This window comes from Litorivita pollutaquae (assembly GCF_003205515.1).
Lineage (GTDB): Bacteria > Pseudomonadota > Alphaproteobacteria > Rhodobacterales > Rhodobacteraceae > Litorivita > Litorivita pollutaquae.
Map to the genome: position 1 here is coordinate 431,365 of NZ_KZ826481.1, position 15,074 is coordinate 446,438.

Genomic DNA, 15,074 nt, shown 5'->3' on the forward strand with positions numbered 1-15,074 from the left:
GGCACAAAAGCGGAATTCGGCAAATTTGCAAATTACATACGGCACTCTATTTGCAAATTGCAAATCTGCAAACACACCCCTGCGCATCCAAAGGTGGCGACGGGGCTTTTCCGACCCTCTGCGCCCGCAGATACCCCATACGATGGCACGCAACGCGGCGGCATCACATCTTTGCGATATTACGCCCTATATACAGTCCATCACTGCCGTAAAAACCGCACAGCAATGGACAATGCCGCCGCACAGGACATAATCACTGCAAATGGACAAATCGTTATCCCCGGCGCATTTCTTGCGCCGCAAGACCCCGCCCCATATCGTGACGCTTGTTCTTCTGGCCAGCCTCTCCGCCCTCGCGATCAACGTGTATCTGCCATCGCTGCCGTCGATGGCGGCGCATTTCGGCACGAGCACGGGTGTGATGGGCCTGTCGGTGGGGATTTATCTTGGGTTTTCTGCGGTCTTACAAATTTTGATCGGCCCGATTGGCGATATGATCGGGCGCAGGCCGGTGATCCTTTGCGGCACGGTGATTTTTTGTCTGGCCACAGTCGGATGCATCTATGCGCCGACGACCGGATGGTTTTTGATCTTCCGGATGCTTCAGGCCACCACGGCCGCCGCGATGGTGCTGTCGCGGGCCGTGGTGCGCGATATGGTGGACGACCCCGAAGAGGCCGGCGCGAAGATCGCCTATGTCACCATGGGCATGGCCGTGGTGCCGATGGCCGCGCCTGCGATTGGCGGTTTTTTGGACGGCATATTGGGATGGCAGGCAAACTTCTGGCTTTTACTGTTTGCCGGGCTTTTGGTGCTTGGATTGAGCTATTTGGACCTCGGCGAAACGGGCCGGCGTTCGGGCAACACCTTGGGGCAACAATTCGCCCAATACCCCGAGCTTTTGACCTCCCGGCGATTTTGGGGCTATTGCCTCGCCTCGGCCCTCGGCTCCGGCACGTTTTTCGCCTATCTCGGTGGCGCGCCCTTTGTGGGCAGCATCGTCTATGACCTCAACCCGCAGATGCTCGGCCTGTTTTTCGGCGCGCCGTCGCTGGGATATTTCGTTGGCAACTATCTGACGGCCCGCTATTCGGCGCGCTACGGGATCAACAATCTGGTCGTCCTTGGGTTGCTGTTCACGATCTCCGGCGTGGGCATGTCGTTGATCATCGACAGCACCGGCCACGATACGGTCTATACCTTCTTCGGGTTCATGTGTTTTGTCGGACTTGGCAACGGGCTCACCATCCCCAATGCCACTGCGGGGATGTTATCGGTGCGGCCGCATCTGGCAGGCACAGCCTCAGGTCTGGGCGCATCCTTCATGATCGGGGGCGGCGCGGCGCTTTCGGCAACTTCCGGCATGTTGCTTGGTCCGGGCACAGGAGCGACGCCCCTGCTGATCCTCATGGAGCTTTCTGCTGTGATAGGGCTTTGTTCGATCCTCTACGTGATCCGGCGCGAAAAGCAAATTTATCCCGGCTGAACGCCTAAACAGGACAGAGTTAGCAGCTTGTTAACCCTGCTTTGCAAAGTTAACCTTGATGAAGGTTTTCCAAAAGCAAAACAGGCGTTATCGCAGCATGACCACGCAAAAACTCTACGCAGGCACCAAACTGCGCGAAACGCGCACCCGGCTCGGATTGACCCAAAAGGCCTTTGCAGGAAAACTGGGTGTCTCCCTGCCCTATCTGAACCAGATGGAAAACAACAACCGCCCGCTGTCGACCACAGTGGTCTTGTCGTTGGCGCAAGAATTCGGCTTCGATGTCACCGAGTTGTCGACCGGCGACGCCGAGCGGCTTGTCTCGGACATGCGCGAAGCCTTGGCCGACCCTGTCTTTGCCGAAATTGCGCCGCCCTTGGCCGATCTGCGGTTAACCGCATCAAACGCCCCGGCGCTTGCCCGCGCATTTTTGGAATTGCACCGCGCGTATCGTCAAACCCATGAGCGGCTCGCCTCTCTGGACGAAGCTTTGGGCCGTGAAGACGCCCGTATCCAACCCAGCCCTTGGGACGAGGTGCGTGATTTCTTTCATTACTGCGACAATTACATTGATGCGGTGGATATCGCCGCAGAGCATTTCGCCGCCCCCGGAGGTGCCCCCACCAACATCCGCCTCGCTGCGATCAAGGCCTTGGGTCATTCCGGCGTGCGGGTTGCATTCACCGATATGGACAAGTTGCGTCAATTCGATCCCGAGGAAAACATGCTGCGCATTTCCTCCAGCGCCGCCCCACAAACCCAAACCTTTCAACTGCTATTACAAGTGGCCCTGCTGCAACAAGAGAAGCTTATCGAGGCGACGCTTGATCTGGCACGGTTTCAATCCAGCGAAGCCCGCGACATCGCCAAAATCGGACTGGCCAATTATTTTGCCGGTGCGGCGCTGATGCCTTACACGACATTTTTGACCGCAGCCAATGACATGCGACACGATCTTGAACGTCTCGCCAACCGTTTCGGCGCCTCGATCGAACAGGTCGCACATCGCCTGTCCACCCTGCAACGCCCGGGAAACAAAGGTATTCCGTTTTTCTTCGTACGCGTGGACCAAGCGGGCACCATCACCAAACGCCACTCCGCCACGCGGCTGCAATTTGCCAGGTTTGGCGGGGCATGTCCGTTATGGAACGTCCATCGCGCCTTTGAAACGCCGGGACGGTTCTTGCGGCAATTGGCCGAAACACCGGATGGGGTGCGCTATATCAGCCTTGCCCGAGACGTGTCGAAGTCAGGCGGCTCCTTCGGGGCGCCGGTGCGGCGCTATGCGATTGCTCTGGGATGCGAGGTGCGCCACGCCGACGCGCTGATCTATGCTGACGGGTTGAACATGCAGGTGCCGCAAGCCTATGAACCTATTGGTATATCTTGCAGAATTTGCGAACGCACCAATTGTCATCAACGGTCGATCCCGCCGCTTGAACGCCGCCTCAAGGTCGAAGCAGGCACGCGCGGCATCCTACCCTATGAGGTGGCCTAACGCCCAACGACATATCGCCCAAAAAGTTAAAAGGGCGCCCAACCAAAGGCGCCCCTTATCTGTCCCGCCAGTCTGATCAGGCAGACAACAGTTGGTAAATTTCGTCTTTCAAAGCCGCGCGTTTTTTGCGCAATTCCGTCTCGGCCTCGTCGGCCACCGGTTCAATTTTGGCTTCGGCACGATGAACCATACGGTTAACCTCGTGATATTCGTCCGCCAATTTGTTGAAATGTGCGTCCGAGGTTTTCAGCGCGGTCATTTTCTCGGCGTATTCGGGGAATTCTTCGTGCAATTCATGTGGGGTATGGCTCATCGCGGTATCTCCTTCTGTCGCGTTGACCCAAAGCGTATCCGCCCGCGACGCGCACCACTTTGATCCCGATCAAGCGTTCAGTCGATCTCTTCGCCATATTCCAAAACAATTGGCACGATGACCTCTTCTTCGTCGCATAGGTGGCGATTGAGGAACCGTTCGAATCCGCCCTGCACATCGCGCAGACGTGCCGCCGCCGTAATCACATCGCCATCCGATTGCGCCGCCCCGATGACTGCATTGGATGCCTCGGTCAGTGCCGTCATTTGCCCGTCAAGCGCGTGGTGATCCGCGTCCAACAATTCAAATGCCGTCTCGACCCGCGCATCAAAGGGTTTGAATTTCGGGAAAAAATGGTGGTCTTCAATGTTATGATGTTCGTGCAGTTGTTCCAAAAAGAACCCAGTATATCGTGCCATTTCCGGCACATAGCGGGGGGCGCGCCCGTCCAGAAATTCGGCGCTGCCGTCTTGCAATTTGCCCAAAATTTGCCGGAACATCAGATGCCGTTCGAGCCAGAAGGACGTCAACTCATTAAAATTCGGATGCCCCCGCCACATGTCACGCGGATATTTATCCGCCAAAACGCGCAGATGGTCGGGCAATCCCGTGCGGGTCGCGATATTTTTGTCTTCATTCATAGGGGCAGTCTACGCGGGATATCGTTTGACCCCAAGCGGCGAAAACATGCCAAAATGCACAGAGCCTGTGCGGAGGTTCTCTGCGATCGCCCGCGTATTATCTTTGCGCCGCCCGCCAATGCTCCGGCATCACCGGCGGCAGGTTCTCTGGCGGCAGGCGCCGGCCCAAAATCGCATCGGCGATCTTTTCTCCGACCATGATGCTGGGCCCGTTGAGATTGCCATTGGTGATGCGCGGGAAAATGCTGCTGTCGGCAACGCGCAATCCGTCGACGCCCACAACCCGCCCTTCGGGATCGACGACCGTATCGGGCGCATCCGCCGCGCCCATCTTGCAGGTGCCGCAGGGATGATAGGCGCTTTCGGCGTGTTCGCGGATAAAATCATCGATCTCCGCGTCGCTTTGCGCCGCCTCCCCCGGTTGGATTTCATGTTTGACAAAGGGTTTGAGCGCCTCTTGCGCGAAAATTTCGCGGGTCAGCCGGATCGCGGCGCGAAAATCGCGCCAATCGCTGTCTTCGGACATATAGTTGAAAAAGATATCCGGCGCGTCCTTGGGATCATTGGACGCCAATGTCACCGCCCCGCGCGAGGCGCTGCGCATCGGGCCGACATGGGCTTGGAACCCGTGACCTTCGGCGGCGGCCCTGCCGTCATACCGCACCGCCATCGGCAGGAAATGAAATTGGATATCGGGATAGTCCACCCCTGCCGCCGAGCGGATAAAACCCGCGGTTTCAAATTGGTTCGACGCCCCAAGGCCGCGGCGCGTGAACAGCCATTGCGCCCCGATCACCCCCTTCCACATCAGCTTCCAATATTTGAACAACGTCACCGGTTGGCTCGCCGCCATTTGCAAATAGACCTCGAGGTGGTCTTGCAGGTTTTTCCCAACGCCGGCCCGATCGGCGATCACCGCGATGCCATGCGCGCGCAGATGCGCAGCAGGACCAATCCCCGACAGCATCAACAATTTGGGCGAATTGATCGAAGACGCCGCCAAGATCACCTCCTGACGGGCGCGCAGCACCTCGCGGCGCCCTTTACGGTCCACCTCGACGCCGACGGCGCGGGTGCCGTCAAACACCACGCGGCAGGCCAACGCACGGATCACGTCGACATTGCCGGTCTTTTGCGCAGGCCGCAGATAGGCATTGGCCGCCGACCATCTCTGTCCCTTGTAAATCGTTTGCTCCATCGGGCCGAACCCCTCTTGCGCCGCGCCGTTATAATCCGGCGTTTGGGCATATCCGGCCTGCGCCGCCGAGGTGGCAAAAGCGTCGTGCAACGGATTGTCACGCGGACCGCGCGCAATATGCAGCGGGCCGGTGGTGCCGCGATAGGCCGCATCTTGGCCGTGATGGGTGCTTTCCATGCGTTTGAAATAGGGCAGCACATCGGCGTAAGACCACCCCGCCGCGCCGCTCTCGGCCCAATGGTCGAAATCCTTGGCGTGGCCGCGCACATAGACCATGCCATTGATCGAGGAAGATCCGCCGATCACTTTGCCACGCGGACACGCAAGGCGGCGGTTGCCCAAATGCGGTTCCGGCGCGGATTGGAAACCCCAATCATAAACCCCCATATTCATTGGATAAGACAGGGCCGCAGGCATTTGTATGAACGGGCCTGCGTCGCTGCCGCCGTGTTCGATCACCATGACTTTTTTGCCCGCTTCGGCCAAACGGTAAGCCACGGCGCATCCGGCGCTGCCGGCGCCAACGATAATGTAATCTGGCTGCATGGCTTATCTCTCCGCTGCGGGGCTAAAACGGGGCATCGACGGGGCCCATGGCCACGTAAACCGATTTCATCTGGCTATAATGCTCAATCGCCGCCTTGGAGTTTTCACGGCCAACGCCGGAGGCTTTGACCCCGCCAAAAGGCGCCTCGACGGGGGCGAGGTTATAGGTATTGATGAAACACGAACCGGCCTGCAATTGCCCGATCACCCGATGCGCGCGGGTCAGGTCCGCAGTAAACACCCCCGCCGAAAGGCCATAATCGGTGGCATTGGCGCGGGCGATGACCTCTGCCTCATCCTCGAAGGACAGCACGCACATGACGGGGCCGAAAATCTCTTCGCGGGCGATGGTCATGTCGTCGGTGACATCCGAAAACACCGTGGGTTCGATATAGAAACCTTGGCCCTCAATGGCCTTGCCGCCGTGGAAAAGCGTTGCGCCCCCGGCCTTGCCCTGCGCGACATAGTCCAATGTGATGGCGCGCTGCGCCTCCGACACCATCGGGCCGAAGTTCACCGCCTCGTCCAGCGGATCCCCAATCACCACACTGCCGAGGCGTTCCTTCAGCCGTGCGAGAAAGGCGTCCTTGATCGACGCATGCACGAACACCCGCGTGCCGTTGGAACACACCTGCCCCGAGGAATAGAAGTTGCCCAAAATCGCGCCGCCCACGGCATCGTCGATATTGGCATCCTCAAACACCACCATCGGGCTTTTGCCGCCGAGTTCCATCGTCACATGTTTCATCTGCGCGGCGGCGGCGGCATAGACTTTTTTGCCCGTCGGCACGGATCCCGTCAGCGACACCTTATCAACGCGCGGATCGGTCACCAAAGGCGCGCCAACCTCGCCCGCGCCTTGCAGCACTTGAAAAATCCCGTCGGGCAAACCCGCCTCGGTCAGGATTTCCGCAACCTTCAACGCACAAAGAGGCGTCACCTCGGAGGGTTTGAAAATCATCGCATTGCCGCAAGCCAAAGCCGGCGCCGCCTTCCAGCACGCGATTTGCGTCGGATAATTCCACGCGCCGATACCCACACAAAGGCCGAGCGCCTCGCGGATCGTATAGACCCAATCGCCGCCCAAAGGGATATGTTCACCGGTGAGGCTGCCCGCGAGACCACCGAAATATTCAAGCGCATCCGCGCCCGATGTGGCATCCGCGACAAGCGTTTCCTGCATCGGTTTGCCGGTGTCGTAGGTTTCCAAAACCGACAATTCATGATTGCGGGCGCGGATGATATCGGCGGCGCGGCGCAAAATGCGGCCGCGTTCGGTGCCGCTCATCGCCGCCCATGCCGGTTGCGCGGTGCGGGCGGCCTCAATCGCTTGTTCGATGAGCGCGGGCGTCGCGGCATGCACCCGCGCCACCGCCGCGCCGGTCGCCGGATAGATCACAGGGATCGCGGTGCCGGAAGTGTCTTCGACGTAAGCGCCATTAATGTAGTGGCTGGCTTCGGGTTGGATATCGATCATCAGGGCAGCTTTCGGGTTTGGAGCAGGATCAGAGCGCGCTATTCGCCGCGCGGGAAACGTTTGTTTTCTTCAAGCACGTTGAGGTCCATGTGGTTGCGCATGTAACGCTCGGACGCCTTTTGCAAAGGTTGGTAATCCCAAGGGAAATAGCCCCCCTGCCGCAAAGCTTCATAGACCACCCACCGGCGGGCTTGGCTTTGGCGCACGTCGGCATCAAAACGCGGCAAATCCCAACGCTGACCGGCGATGGATTTCAATCGCGCAAATGCCTTGGCATAGGCCGGATCACCCGCCAGATTGGTCAACTCATGCGGGTCGGCGTCGAGATCGAACAATTGCTCGGGATCAATCGCACAGGCGGTGTATTTCATCCGGCCCTGCACCAAAGCGATCATCGGCGCATAAGAGGCCTCGGCAGCATATTCCATCGCCACGGGGGTGGATCGCACGCCGCCTTGGCCAAGCGGTTTAAGGCTCTCGCCCGCCGTCCACGGCATGACCTCGTCCATGCGCACACCCGCCAGATCGCAAAGCGTCGGGCAGATGTCGATGTTGGAGACCGGATCAGCCACCAAACCTGCCGCCATATCGGGGGCGGAAATCATCAAGGGCACGCGGGAAGAGCCTTCATAAAAGCACATTTTGAACCAGAGCCCACGTTCACCAAGCATATCACCGTGATCCGAGACAAAGAGGATAATCGCTTCCTGGCGCGTGGCCTCCAATGCCTCCATCACCTCGCCTATTTTGTCATCGAGATAAGAAATATTGGCGAAATAGGCGCGGCGCGCGCGGCGGATATCCTCCTCGCCAATGTCGAAATTGCGCCAATCATTGGCGTCGAAAATCCGTTGCGCATGGGGGTCGTGATCGTCATAGGCCATGGCCGGGATTTCGGGCAAAAGATGGTCGCAGTCCTCGTAAAGGTCCCAATATTTGCGCCGCGCCACATAGGGGTCATGCGGATGGGTGAAGCTGACGGTCAAACACCATGGCCGCGCATCCAGACCACGCGCCAGATCGTAAACCTTGCGCGTGGCGTGATAGGCGACCTCATCGTCATATTCCATTTGGTTGGTGATCTCGGCAACGCCCGATCCGGTGACGCTGCTCATGTTGTGATACCACCAATCAATACGCTCACCCGGTTTGCGATAATCCGGCGTCCACCCGAAATCGGGCGGATAAATATCCGTGGTCAGGCGCTCTTCGAAGCCGTGCAATTGATCGGGGCCGACGAAATGCATCTTGCCCGACAGGCAGGTTTGATAACCCGCACGGCGCAGATGATGCGCGTATGTGGGGATCGAAGAGGCAAATTCGGCGGCATTATCGTAAACACCGGTCTGGCTGGGCAATTGGCCGGACATGAAAGACGCGCGCCCCGGAGCGCAAAGCGGGCTGGCGGTATAGGCGTTGCGAAACCGCGTCGAACGGGCGCTGAGTTTTTTGATGTTCGGCGCATGTAACCAATCGGCAGGCCCATCGGGAAACAGCGTGCCGTTCAATTGATCCACCATAAAAATCAGGATATTCGGCCGGCTCATGTCATTGCTCCATCCACCATTTCGGCGGTTTTCCTTTGATCCGCGCCCGGCAACATGTGATCGACCGTGCGGCGCAACATTGCGAGCGCGTCATCCCCGCCCATCGCCCCGGCGCGTAAAGATTGACGGATATAAACCCCATCAATCAACGCGCCGATGACTTCGGCTTTGTCTGCGGCGGCGGCGCCCACCATAGGGCGCAGCGCATAGGTCAAATTCGATTGAAGCCGGCGGCGATACACCGTCAAAAGGCGCAAGGCCTCGGGGTTGGCTTGCGCCAGAACGTAGAAATTGAGCCATGCCGCGATGACTTCGGCGGTGAAATTCGGTGAGGCGAAAGAAGCGCGCAAAATGGCGTCGAGCCGTTCGGCGGGGGTCCGCGCCGATGCAATCTGGCTACGCACCTCATCGGCGAAAAGCACAAGGATATGGCGCATCGCCGCCAGCAGGATTTGCTCCTTGCCGCCAAAATAGTGATGCGCCAGAGCGCTCGACATGCCCGCCCTGCGCGCGATTTTGCTCACCGTCACGTCCAGAGAGCCAGCCGCACCAATCTCTGTGATCGTCGCCTTTACAAGCGCTTGCCGCCTGATAGGTTCCACCCCAAGCTTAGGCATCGTTTTCACCCTTAATAACCTTGCTTTTGCTTCGATATTGCTGATTGATTGACTCGTCAATCAATAAAAATCGCCAACTTCAAGGAGCGACCCATGACATTGAAATCCACTTTATCCGCGCTGGCCCTCATCGCGGCCAGCCCCGCGCTTGCAGATTGCGGCTCGGTTACGTTTTCGGATGTCGGATGGACCGATATCACCACAACCACATCGGCAACCAAACATGTGTTGACGGCCCTTGGGTATGACGTCGAGGTGAAAATCCTGTCGGTTCCGGTGACCTTTGCGGCGCTTGAATCCGATGACGTCGATGTCTTCTTGGGCAATTGGATGCCCGCACAAGCCGGTGCGATCGGTCCCTATATCGAAAGCGGTGAAATTGAATCCGTTGGCGTCAACCTGACAGGCACGAAATACACCCTCGCGGTGCCGGCCTACACCTATGACAAAGGTTTGAAATCCTACGCCGATATCGCCAAATTCCGCGACAGCCTCGACGGCAAAATCTACGGCATCGAACCGGGCAATGAAGGCAACGGTTATCTCGTATCTCTGACAGAAGAGAACACGCACGGGCTTGAGGGGTTCGAGATTATTGAAAGTTCCGAGCAAGGCATGCTGGCGCAAGTCAAACGCGCCGTGAAGAAAAACGAAGACGTGGTTTTCCTTGGCTGGGAGCCGCATCCGATGAACGCCAATTTCGAATTGAAATACTTGCCCGGCGGCGAGGATTTCTTTGGCGGTGAAGGCGTGGTCGAAACCGTGACGCGCAAAGGCTATGCCGCCGAATGCCCGAATGTCGGCACCTTCTTGAGCAATCTGAAGTTTTCCCTGCCGATGGAAAACGCCATCATGGGCCAGATTCTGGATGACGGTATGGACCCCGACGAGGCCACGATGGCCTGGCTCAAGGCCAATGGCGATGTGCTGGACACATGGCTTGCCGGGGTGACAACCAAAGACGGCGACGAAGGGTTGCCGGCGGTCAAGGCGGCCCTCGGCCTCTAATCCACCCGATCAGGGCGCCCTTCACAACGTCGGGCGCCCTTTTCATATCACGGTATCGCGCTCGCGGTATTCAGGCCGCATAAGACGGCGTACAACGATAAGAATGACAATAGGGACGCGCGTTCATGGATTCCATTCTCGACTGGATCACCTCCAGCAAAATACCGGTCGGCAAATGGGCCGAGGGGTTTTTCGACATTTTGCAAGACAACGGCGCAGTGGTGTTTGACGGTTTGGCGGCCGGTCTGGAGGCGATGATTGATGCCTTCTTATGGGTACTGCAAACACCGCATCCTTTGATCATCATCGCGGTATTTGTCGGGCTGACCTACCTGTTGCAACGGTCATGGAAAACCGCGCTATTTGTCCTTTTGGGGTTCTTGTTCATCCTGAACCAAGGCTATTGGAAAGAAACCACGCAAAGCCTGACATTGGTGTTGTCGGGCTGCGTTGTCTGCATGGGCGTTGGCGTGCCGATCGGGATTGCAGCGGCCCATCGCCCGCGCCTTTATCGCACGCTGCGGCCCATTCTGGATTTGATGCAAACCCTGCCGACCTTCGTCTATCTTATTCCTGCCATTGTGTTTTTCGGCATCGGCATGGTGCCCGGATTGATCGCATCGGTGATCTTTGTTTTGCCCGCGCCCATCCGTTTGACCCAACTTGGCATCTCTTCAACCCCGACGCCGCTGTTGGAAGCTGCCGAAGCCTTTGGCGCAACGCCGCGGCAAAAGCTGTGGAAGGTGGAATTGCCCTATGCCTTGCCGCAAATCATGGCCGGTTTGAACCAGACGATCATGTTGTCATTGTCGATGGTGGTGATCGCCGCATTGGTCGGCGCGAACGGATTGGGCGTGCCGGTGATGCGCGCGCTGGGTCAGGTCAATACCGCGCTTGGATTTGAAAGCGGGCTGATCATTGTGGTGGTGGCAATTATGCTCGACCGGATGTTGCGGGTGGAGCGTTGATCATGGGCACAGCCGTAGAATTCGACAACGTCTCCATCGTCTTTGGCGACGCGCCGCAAAGCGCCCTGCCCTTGATGGATCTAATGCAAACCCGCGCCGAGGTCCAAGAGGCCACGGGACAGGTGTTGGGCGTGCATGATTGCTCGCTCACAGTGGAAGAAGGCGAGATCCTGGTGCTAATGGGCTTGTCTGGCTCTGGCAAATCGACGCTACTGCGGGCGGTCAACGGGCTGAACCCCGTGGCGCGCGGCGCGGTGCGGGTCAACAATGGCGACGGCATGACAGAGGTCGGCAGTTGCGATGCCAGCACCCTGCGCCACTTGCGCCAAACCCGTGTGGCGATGGTGTTCCAACAATTCGGACTGCTGCCGTGGCGCACCGTGTCCGAGAATGTCGGGCTGGGATTGGAACTCTCCGGCATGGGCAAATCCGAGCGCGCCAAAACCGTCGCCAAGCAACTTGAGCTTGTCTCTTTGTCCGATTGGGCGGACCACAAAGTCAGCGCGTTATCGGGCGGGATGCAGCAACGCGTCGGCCTGGCCCGCGCCTTCGCCACCGAGGCGCCGATCCTGTTGATGGACGAGCCGTTCTCGGCGCTTGATCCGCTCATCCGCACGCATTTGCAGGACGAATTGCTGATGCTGCAAAAGCAGCTGCAGCGCACGATCATCTTCGTCAGCCATGATCTTGATGAAGCCTTCAAAATCGGCAATCGCATCGCCATTTTGGAAGGCGGGCGGATCATCCAATGCGGCACCCCGCAAGAGATTTTCACCGCCCCTGCCAATGATTACGTTGCTGAATTTGTCGCGCATATGAACCCTCTGGGCGTGCTACGGGCGCGCGATGTGATGGTGCCCGCCGGCGCGGCAGTACCCGAGCTCACCGTCGAGGCGGATCTTGCTATTCGCGATGTCATGGCGGTAACGGATGAAGCGGAGGAACATGTCGGTGTGATGGAAAACGGCGTGCTCATTGGTGTGATCACGCGGGCGCAAATTCTGGCCAAACTGCTCGACCCGCGCGGGTAATCACGGGCGCGGGCGGCGTCATCGGCATCCGCTATGCTCCGGCGCAAGGTCGCCGTTTCCAAGACGGGTCTTGCTGGCGGGACGCCGCGATTGCGACCCGATCCGCAAACGCACCAGATGCAGCGCGGCAAATTTTTCTATGTGATAAAAGGGCTTAGGACGCCTTTTGCCTCACGCGCCCAAGGCCAGCTTGGCAGCAATTGCCCACATGACCAGACCAATCACCACCTCGAACACCCGCCATGTGCCGGCTTTGGCAAAAAGCGGCGCGAGAAGGCGCGCGCCGTATCCCAGTGCAAAAAAGAACACGAAACTCGCGGTCATCGCCCCCACGGCAAAAGCGATGCGCGGGGAATATTGCGCCGACACCGCGCCAAGCAACACCACCGTATCAAGGTAGACATGCGGATTGGCCCACGTCAGCAACAAACACGTGGACAGCGTCGCAGCCAGAGAAGACACGCCGCCCGCCCCTGCTTCAAGTCCGCCCGCATCGCCGCGCCATGCGCTGCGAAAGGCACGCAGCCCGTAAACAAAGAGGAAAACCGCACCGCCATAGCGCATCATCGGTTCAATCCACGGGGCCGCCGTGGTCAGGACGCCAAATCCCGCGACACCGGCCGCAATCAACAAAGCATCCGACAAGGCGCAGGTCAGGCACACCGCAAACACATGGGTGCGCATCAATCCTTGACGCAGGACAAAGGCGTTTTGCGCCCCGATGGCGAGGATCAACGACAGACCAAGCCAGAACCCCGCAACGCCCGAGGGAAGTAAACCAATGGTCATGCGCACCCCCCAAATGCCAAAGGCGCCCCATGCCGGTGCGCCTTTGAAATTACCATATCGGATCCGCAGATCACAACTGTGCCATGACCTCGTCGGAGGCTTCGAAATTGGCGGTGACACGTTGCACATCGTCGTCATCTTCGAGCGCATCGATCAGCTTCATCAGCTTTTCCATCCCCTCAAGGTCGAGCTCGGTGGAAATATTCGGCACCCATACCAATTTGGTCGAAGCGCTTTCGCCCAACTCGGCCTCCAAAGCCGTCGCAACCTCATTCAGGTCGGTATCGGCGCAATAAATCACATGGCCGTCTTCAGAGCTTTGCACATCTTCGGCGCCGGCCTCGATCGCGGCCATCATCACAGTGTCGGCATCGCCGGCCTCTACCGGATAGGTCACCTCGCCCTTGCGGTCGAACATGAACCCGACAGATCCGGTTTCGCCCAGATTTCCGCCGCTTTTGGTAAAGGTCGAGCGCACAGAGGACGCAGTGCGGTTGCGGTTGTCGGTCATCGCCTCGACAATCACGGCCACGCCGCCGGGGCCATAGCCTTCATAGCGGATTTCTTCGTAATCCTCGCCCTCGCCAGCCATGGATTTTTTGATCGCACGTTCGATCACATCCTTCGGCACCGAGGAGGATTTGGCCTCTTTCACTGCAAGGCGCAGGCGCGGGTTTTTCTCGGGATCAGGGTCGCCCATTTTCGCGGCGACGGTGATTTCTTTGGAAAGTTTCGAGAAAAGTTTAGCGCGCAGTTTGTCCTGACGCCCTTTACGGTGCTGGATATTTGCCCATTTGGAATGGCCGGCCATGAGGGACCCCTTAGAGATGCTGAGTTTGGCTTTCCCTATATGCTATGGGGCGCGCATCGTGCAACCCCGCGTCCGGTCTCGCGCCTGCCTGTGTCCGGCGGGTGCCCGGCGATCTTGCAGGTTTCGACCGTGTTGAGTCGATGTTTCTTGATCGCGGCCGGCGCCGCGTTCCCCCCGCGTGCGGATGAAATGCGCCGCGTGTCTTTCGCGCGCTACTATGAGGATCTACCCACCCCCGGTCCTGTGACGGCGGCCTTGGCACCGGCTTTCGGTGTCTTGCACCGAAGGTAACGGCGGTTTGACCGGCTATTGCGGCACCAATTCGATCTCGAAACGGGATTCAGGCGGGGCGCCCTCCTCCCATGCGCGGGTCAAATCCAAACGTAAATGCAGCGGCGCGCCGCCTTTAAGGCGGAACAAGAAGACCCGCTCTGAAGCGGCCCCGACACCGGCAATCACTCCGGCGCCGTCCACTGGCGCCGCGTTGCGATCTTCGATCATCTCGGTGCAGCTGTCCGGCGGTAACGTCCACCGATAGCCCGTTGTCGGGTTTTCCGGCAAACGCAATTCGACCACCCCGCCCGCAGGGACGCGGACAGATCCGCCCGCGTCCCCCATCGAGAGTAAGATATCACCGGACATGGTGTGCCTTTCTCTGTTTCACAATCCGCACCGGATCGTATCCGGCACACCCCTACCAGACATAGATCTCGGTGATCTCGTTGCTGGTGCTGATCTTCAGATTGACGGTAGAGTTCATCTGCTCGGCATGGGCGGCCATCATCACCATCGACAAAAACGCGCTGTCGTTTGCGTTGGTCAACCGGCGCCAACCCAACCCCTGCACCGAGGCAAAAGCGTTGCGATTGGACGAGTTGCACCATGTTGCGGTGATCTTTTTGCCATTGTGCCATGCGGTCACCCCATCGGCACCCGCCGCTTCGGCGGTCTCATCCCCCGGAGGGGTCATGGCAGGCGCCATCGCGCCTTCGAGTTTGGCCTCGGAGATCATCGACCCGATATCAAGGCTGGGTGCGCCGCTACCGCCTCCGGTCTGCGCGCGCAGGGTTTCAGCAGTGTCGCTCGGGGCGGCTTTATCTTTTACATTAGGCATTTGAATATTCCTTGTTCAACAATTGAGTTT

At 58.7% G+C, this 15,074-nt stretch carries 15 protein-coding genes; 5 read left to right on the forward strand and 10 right to left on the reverse strand.

All coding sequences use genetic code 11. The features are described from left to right. Positions 1-262: 262 nt before the first annotated feature. Both DI396_RS02030 and DI396_RS02035 read left to right on the forward strand, forming a co-directional pair. Positions 263-1,486, forward strand: a complete 1,224-nt coding sequence (locus tag DI396_RS02030) for a multidrug effflux MFS transporter (protein ID WP_110794463.1) — start codon at positions 263-265, stop codon at positions 1,484-1,486. 97 nt (positions 1,487-1,583) lie between these two features. Next, positions 1,584-2,984, forward strand: coding sequence for a helix-turn-helix domain-containing protein (locus tag DI396_RS02035; protein WP_110794842.1), 1,401 nt, complete (start codon positions 1,584-1,586; stop codon positions 2,982-2,984). Positions 2,985-3,060: 76 nt separating this feature from the next. On the opposite strand, the gene DI396_RS02040 is transcribed toward DI396_RS02035, so the two are convergent. The 6 genes from DI396_RS02040 to betI form a co-directional block, all read right to left on the reverse strand. Continuing rightward, positions 3,061-3,297, reverse strand: a complete 237-nt coding sequence (locus DI396_RS02040) for an HP1242/YdcH family protein (RefSeq protein ID WP_110794464.1) — start codon at positions 3,295-3,297, stop codon at positions 3,061-3,063. Positions 3,298-3,374: 77 nt separating this feature from the next. Further along, positions 3,375-3,938: a hemerythrin domain-containing protein gene (locus DI396_RS02045; RefSeq protein ID WP_110794465.1), complete on the reverse strand. Its 564-nt coding sequence runs from the start codon at positions 3,936-3,938 to the stop codon at positions 3,375-3,377. 97 nt (positions 3,939-4,035) lie between these two features. Next, positions 4,036-5,682: a choline dehydrogenase gene (betA, locus tag DI396_RS02050; protein WP_110794466.1), complete on the reverse strand. Its 1,647-nt coding sequence runs from the start codon at positions 5,680-5,682 to the stop codon at positions 4,036-4,038. Positions 5,683-5,704: 22 nt separating this feature from the next. Beyond that, positions 5,705-7,159 carry a betaine-aldehyde dehydrogenase gene (gene betB, locus DI396_RS02055; RefSeq protein WP_110794467.1) on the reverse strand — a complete coding sequence of 485 codons (1,455 nt, stop codon included), beginning with the start codon at positions 7,157-7,159 and terminating at the stop codon, positions 5,705-5,707. A gap of 38 nt (positions 7,160-7,197) precedes the next feature. Then, positions 7,198-8,706, reverse strand: a complete 1,509-nt coding sequence (gene betC / locus DI396_RS02060; protein ID WP_110794468.1) for a choline-sulfatase — start codon at positions 8,704-8,706, stop codon at positions 7,198-7,200. Next, entirely contained in the window at positions 8,703-9,323 is a 621-nt protein-coding gene (betI, locus tag DI396_RS02065) for a choline-binding transcriptional repressor BetI (RefSeq protein WP_110794469.1), read from the reverse strand. The genes betC and betI overlap by 4 nt, the downstream gene beginning before the upstream one ends. Positions 9,324-9,416: 93 nt before the next feature. Between betI and choX the strand changes: the two genes are divergently transcribed. From choX to choV, 3 genes are all read left to right on the forward strand, one after another. After that, positions 9,417-10,331, forward strand: coding sequence for a choline ABC transporter substrate-binding protein (gene choX / locus DI396_RS02070; protein ID WP_110794470.1), 915 nt, complete (start codon positions 9,417-9,419; stop codon positions 10,329-10,331). Between the two features lie 125 nt (positions 10,332-10,456). Continuing rightward, entirely contained in the window at positions 10,457-11,299 is an 843-nt protein-coding gene (gene choW / locus DI396_RS02075; RefSeq protein ID WP_110794471.1) for a choline ABC transporter permease subunit, read from the forward strand. Between the two features lie 2 nt (positions 11,300-11,301). Next, positions 11,302-12,330, forward strand: coding sequence for a choline ABC transporter ATP-binding protein (gene choV / locus DI396_RS02080; protein WP_204362776.1), 1,029 nt, complete (start codon positions 11,302-11,304; stop codon positions 12,328-12,330). Positions 12,331-12,501: 171 nt separating this feature from the next. Here the strand turns inward: choV and DI396_RS02085 are convergent, their stop codons facing one another. The 4 genes from DI396_RS02085 to DI396_RS02105 all read right to left on the reverse strand — a co-directional run bounded on the left by DI396_RS02085 (position 12,502) and on the right by DI396_RS02105 (position 15,044). Continuing rightward, on the reverse strand, positions 12,502-13,119 hold the full coding sequence (locus DI396_RS02085) for a LysE/ArgO family amino acid transporter (protein ID WP_110794472.1): 618 nt from the start codon (positions 13,117-13,119) through the stop codon (positions 12,502-12,504). Positions 13,120-13,189: 70 nt separating this feature from the next. Further along, positions 13,190-13,930, reverse strand: coding sequence for a YebC/PmpR family DNA-binding transcriptional regulator (locus tag DI396_RS02090; protein ID WP_110794473.1), 741 nt, complete (start codon positions 13,928-13,930; stop codon positions 13,190-13,192). A gap of 306 nt (positions 13,931-14,236) precedes the next feature. Beyond that, positions 14,237-14,572: a protease inhibitor I42 family protein gene (locus tag DI396_RS02100; protein ID WP_110794475.1), complete on the reverse strand. Its 336-nt coding sequence runs from the start codon at positions 14,570-14,572 to the stop codon at positions 14,237-14,239. Positions 14,573-14,624: 52 nt separating this feature from the next. Further along, positions 14,625-15,044 carry a hypothetical protein gene (locus DI396_RS02105; protein ID WP_110794476.1) on the reverse strand — a complete coding sequence of 140 codons (420 nt, stop codon included), beginning with the start codon at positions 15,042-15,044 and terminating at the stop codon, positions 14,625-14,627. Between the last annotated feature and the right edge of the window lie 30 nt (positions 15,045-15,074).

Bases quoted from the DNA above. Each gene is read 5' to 3' on its own strand.
- DI396_RS02030 (WP_110794463.1), top strand. From the start codon at position 263: ATGGACAAATCGTTATCCCCGGCGCATTTCTTGCGCCGCAAGACCCCG.
- DI396_RS02035 (WP_110794842.1), top strand. From the start codon at position 1,584: ATGACCACGCAAAAACTCTACGCAGGCACCAAACTGCGCGAAACGCGC.
- DI396_RS02040 (WP_110794464.1), bottom strand. From the start codon at position 3,297: ATGAGCCATACCCCACATGAATTGCACGAAGAATTCCCCGAATACGCC.
- DI396_RS02045 (WP_110794465.1), bottom strand. From the start codon at position 3,938: ATGAATGAAGACAAAAATATCGCGACCCGCACGGGATTGCCCGACCAT.
- betA (WP_110794466.1), bottom strand. From the start codon at position 5,682: ATGCAGCCAGATTACATTATCGTTGGCGCCGGCAGCGCCGGATGCGCC.
- betB (WP_110794467.1), bottom strand. From the start codon at position 7,159: ATGATCGATATCCAACCCGAAGCCAGCCACTACATTAATGGCGCTTAC.
- betC (WP_110794468.1), bottom strand. From the start codon at position 8,706: ATGAGCCGGCCGAATATCCTGATTTTTATGGTGGATCAATTGAACGGC.
- betI (WP_110794469.1), bottom strand. From the start codon at position 9,323: ATGCCTAAGCTTGGGGTGGAACCTATCAGGCGGCAAGCGCTTGTAAAG.
- choX (WP_110794470.1), top strand. From the start codon at position 9,417: ATGACATTGAAATCCACTTTATCCGCGCTGGCCCTCATCGCGGCCAGC.
- choW (WP_110794471.1), top strand. From the start codon at position 10,457: ATGGATTCCATTCTCGACTGGATCACCTCCAGCAAAATACCGGTCGGC.
- choV (WP_204362776.1), top strand. From the start codon at position 11,302: ATGGGCACAGCCGTAGAATTCGACAACGTCTCCATCGTCTTTGGCGAC.
- DI396_RS02085 (WP_110794472.1), bottom strand. From the start codon at position 13,119: ATGACCATTGGTTTACTTCCCTCGGGCGTTGCGGGGTTCTGGCTTGGT.
- DI396_RS02090 (WP_110794473.1), bottom strand. From the start codon at position 13,930: ATGGCCGGCCATTCCAAATGGGCAAATATCCAGCACCGTAAAGGGCGT.
- DI396_RS02100 (WP_110794475.1), bottom strand. From the start codon at position 14,572: ATGTCCGGTGATATCTTACTCTCGATGGGGGACGCGGGCGGATCTGTC.
- DI396_RS02105 (WP_110794476.1), bottom strand. From the start codon at position 15,044: ATGCCTAATGTAAAAGATAAAGCCGCCCCGAGCGACACTGCTGAAACC.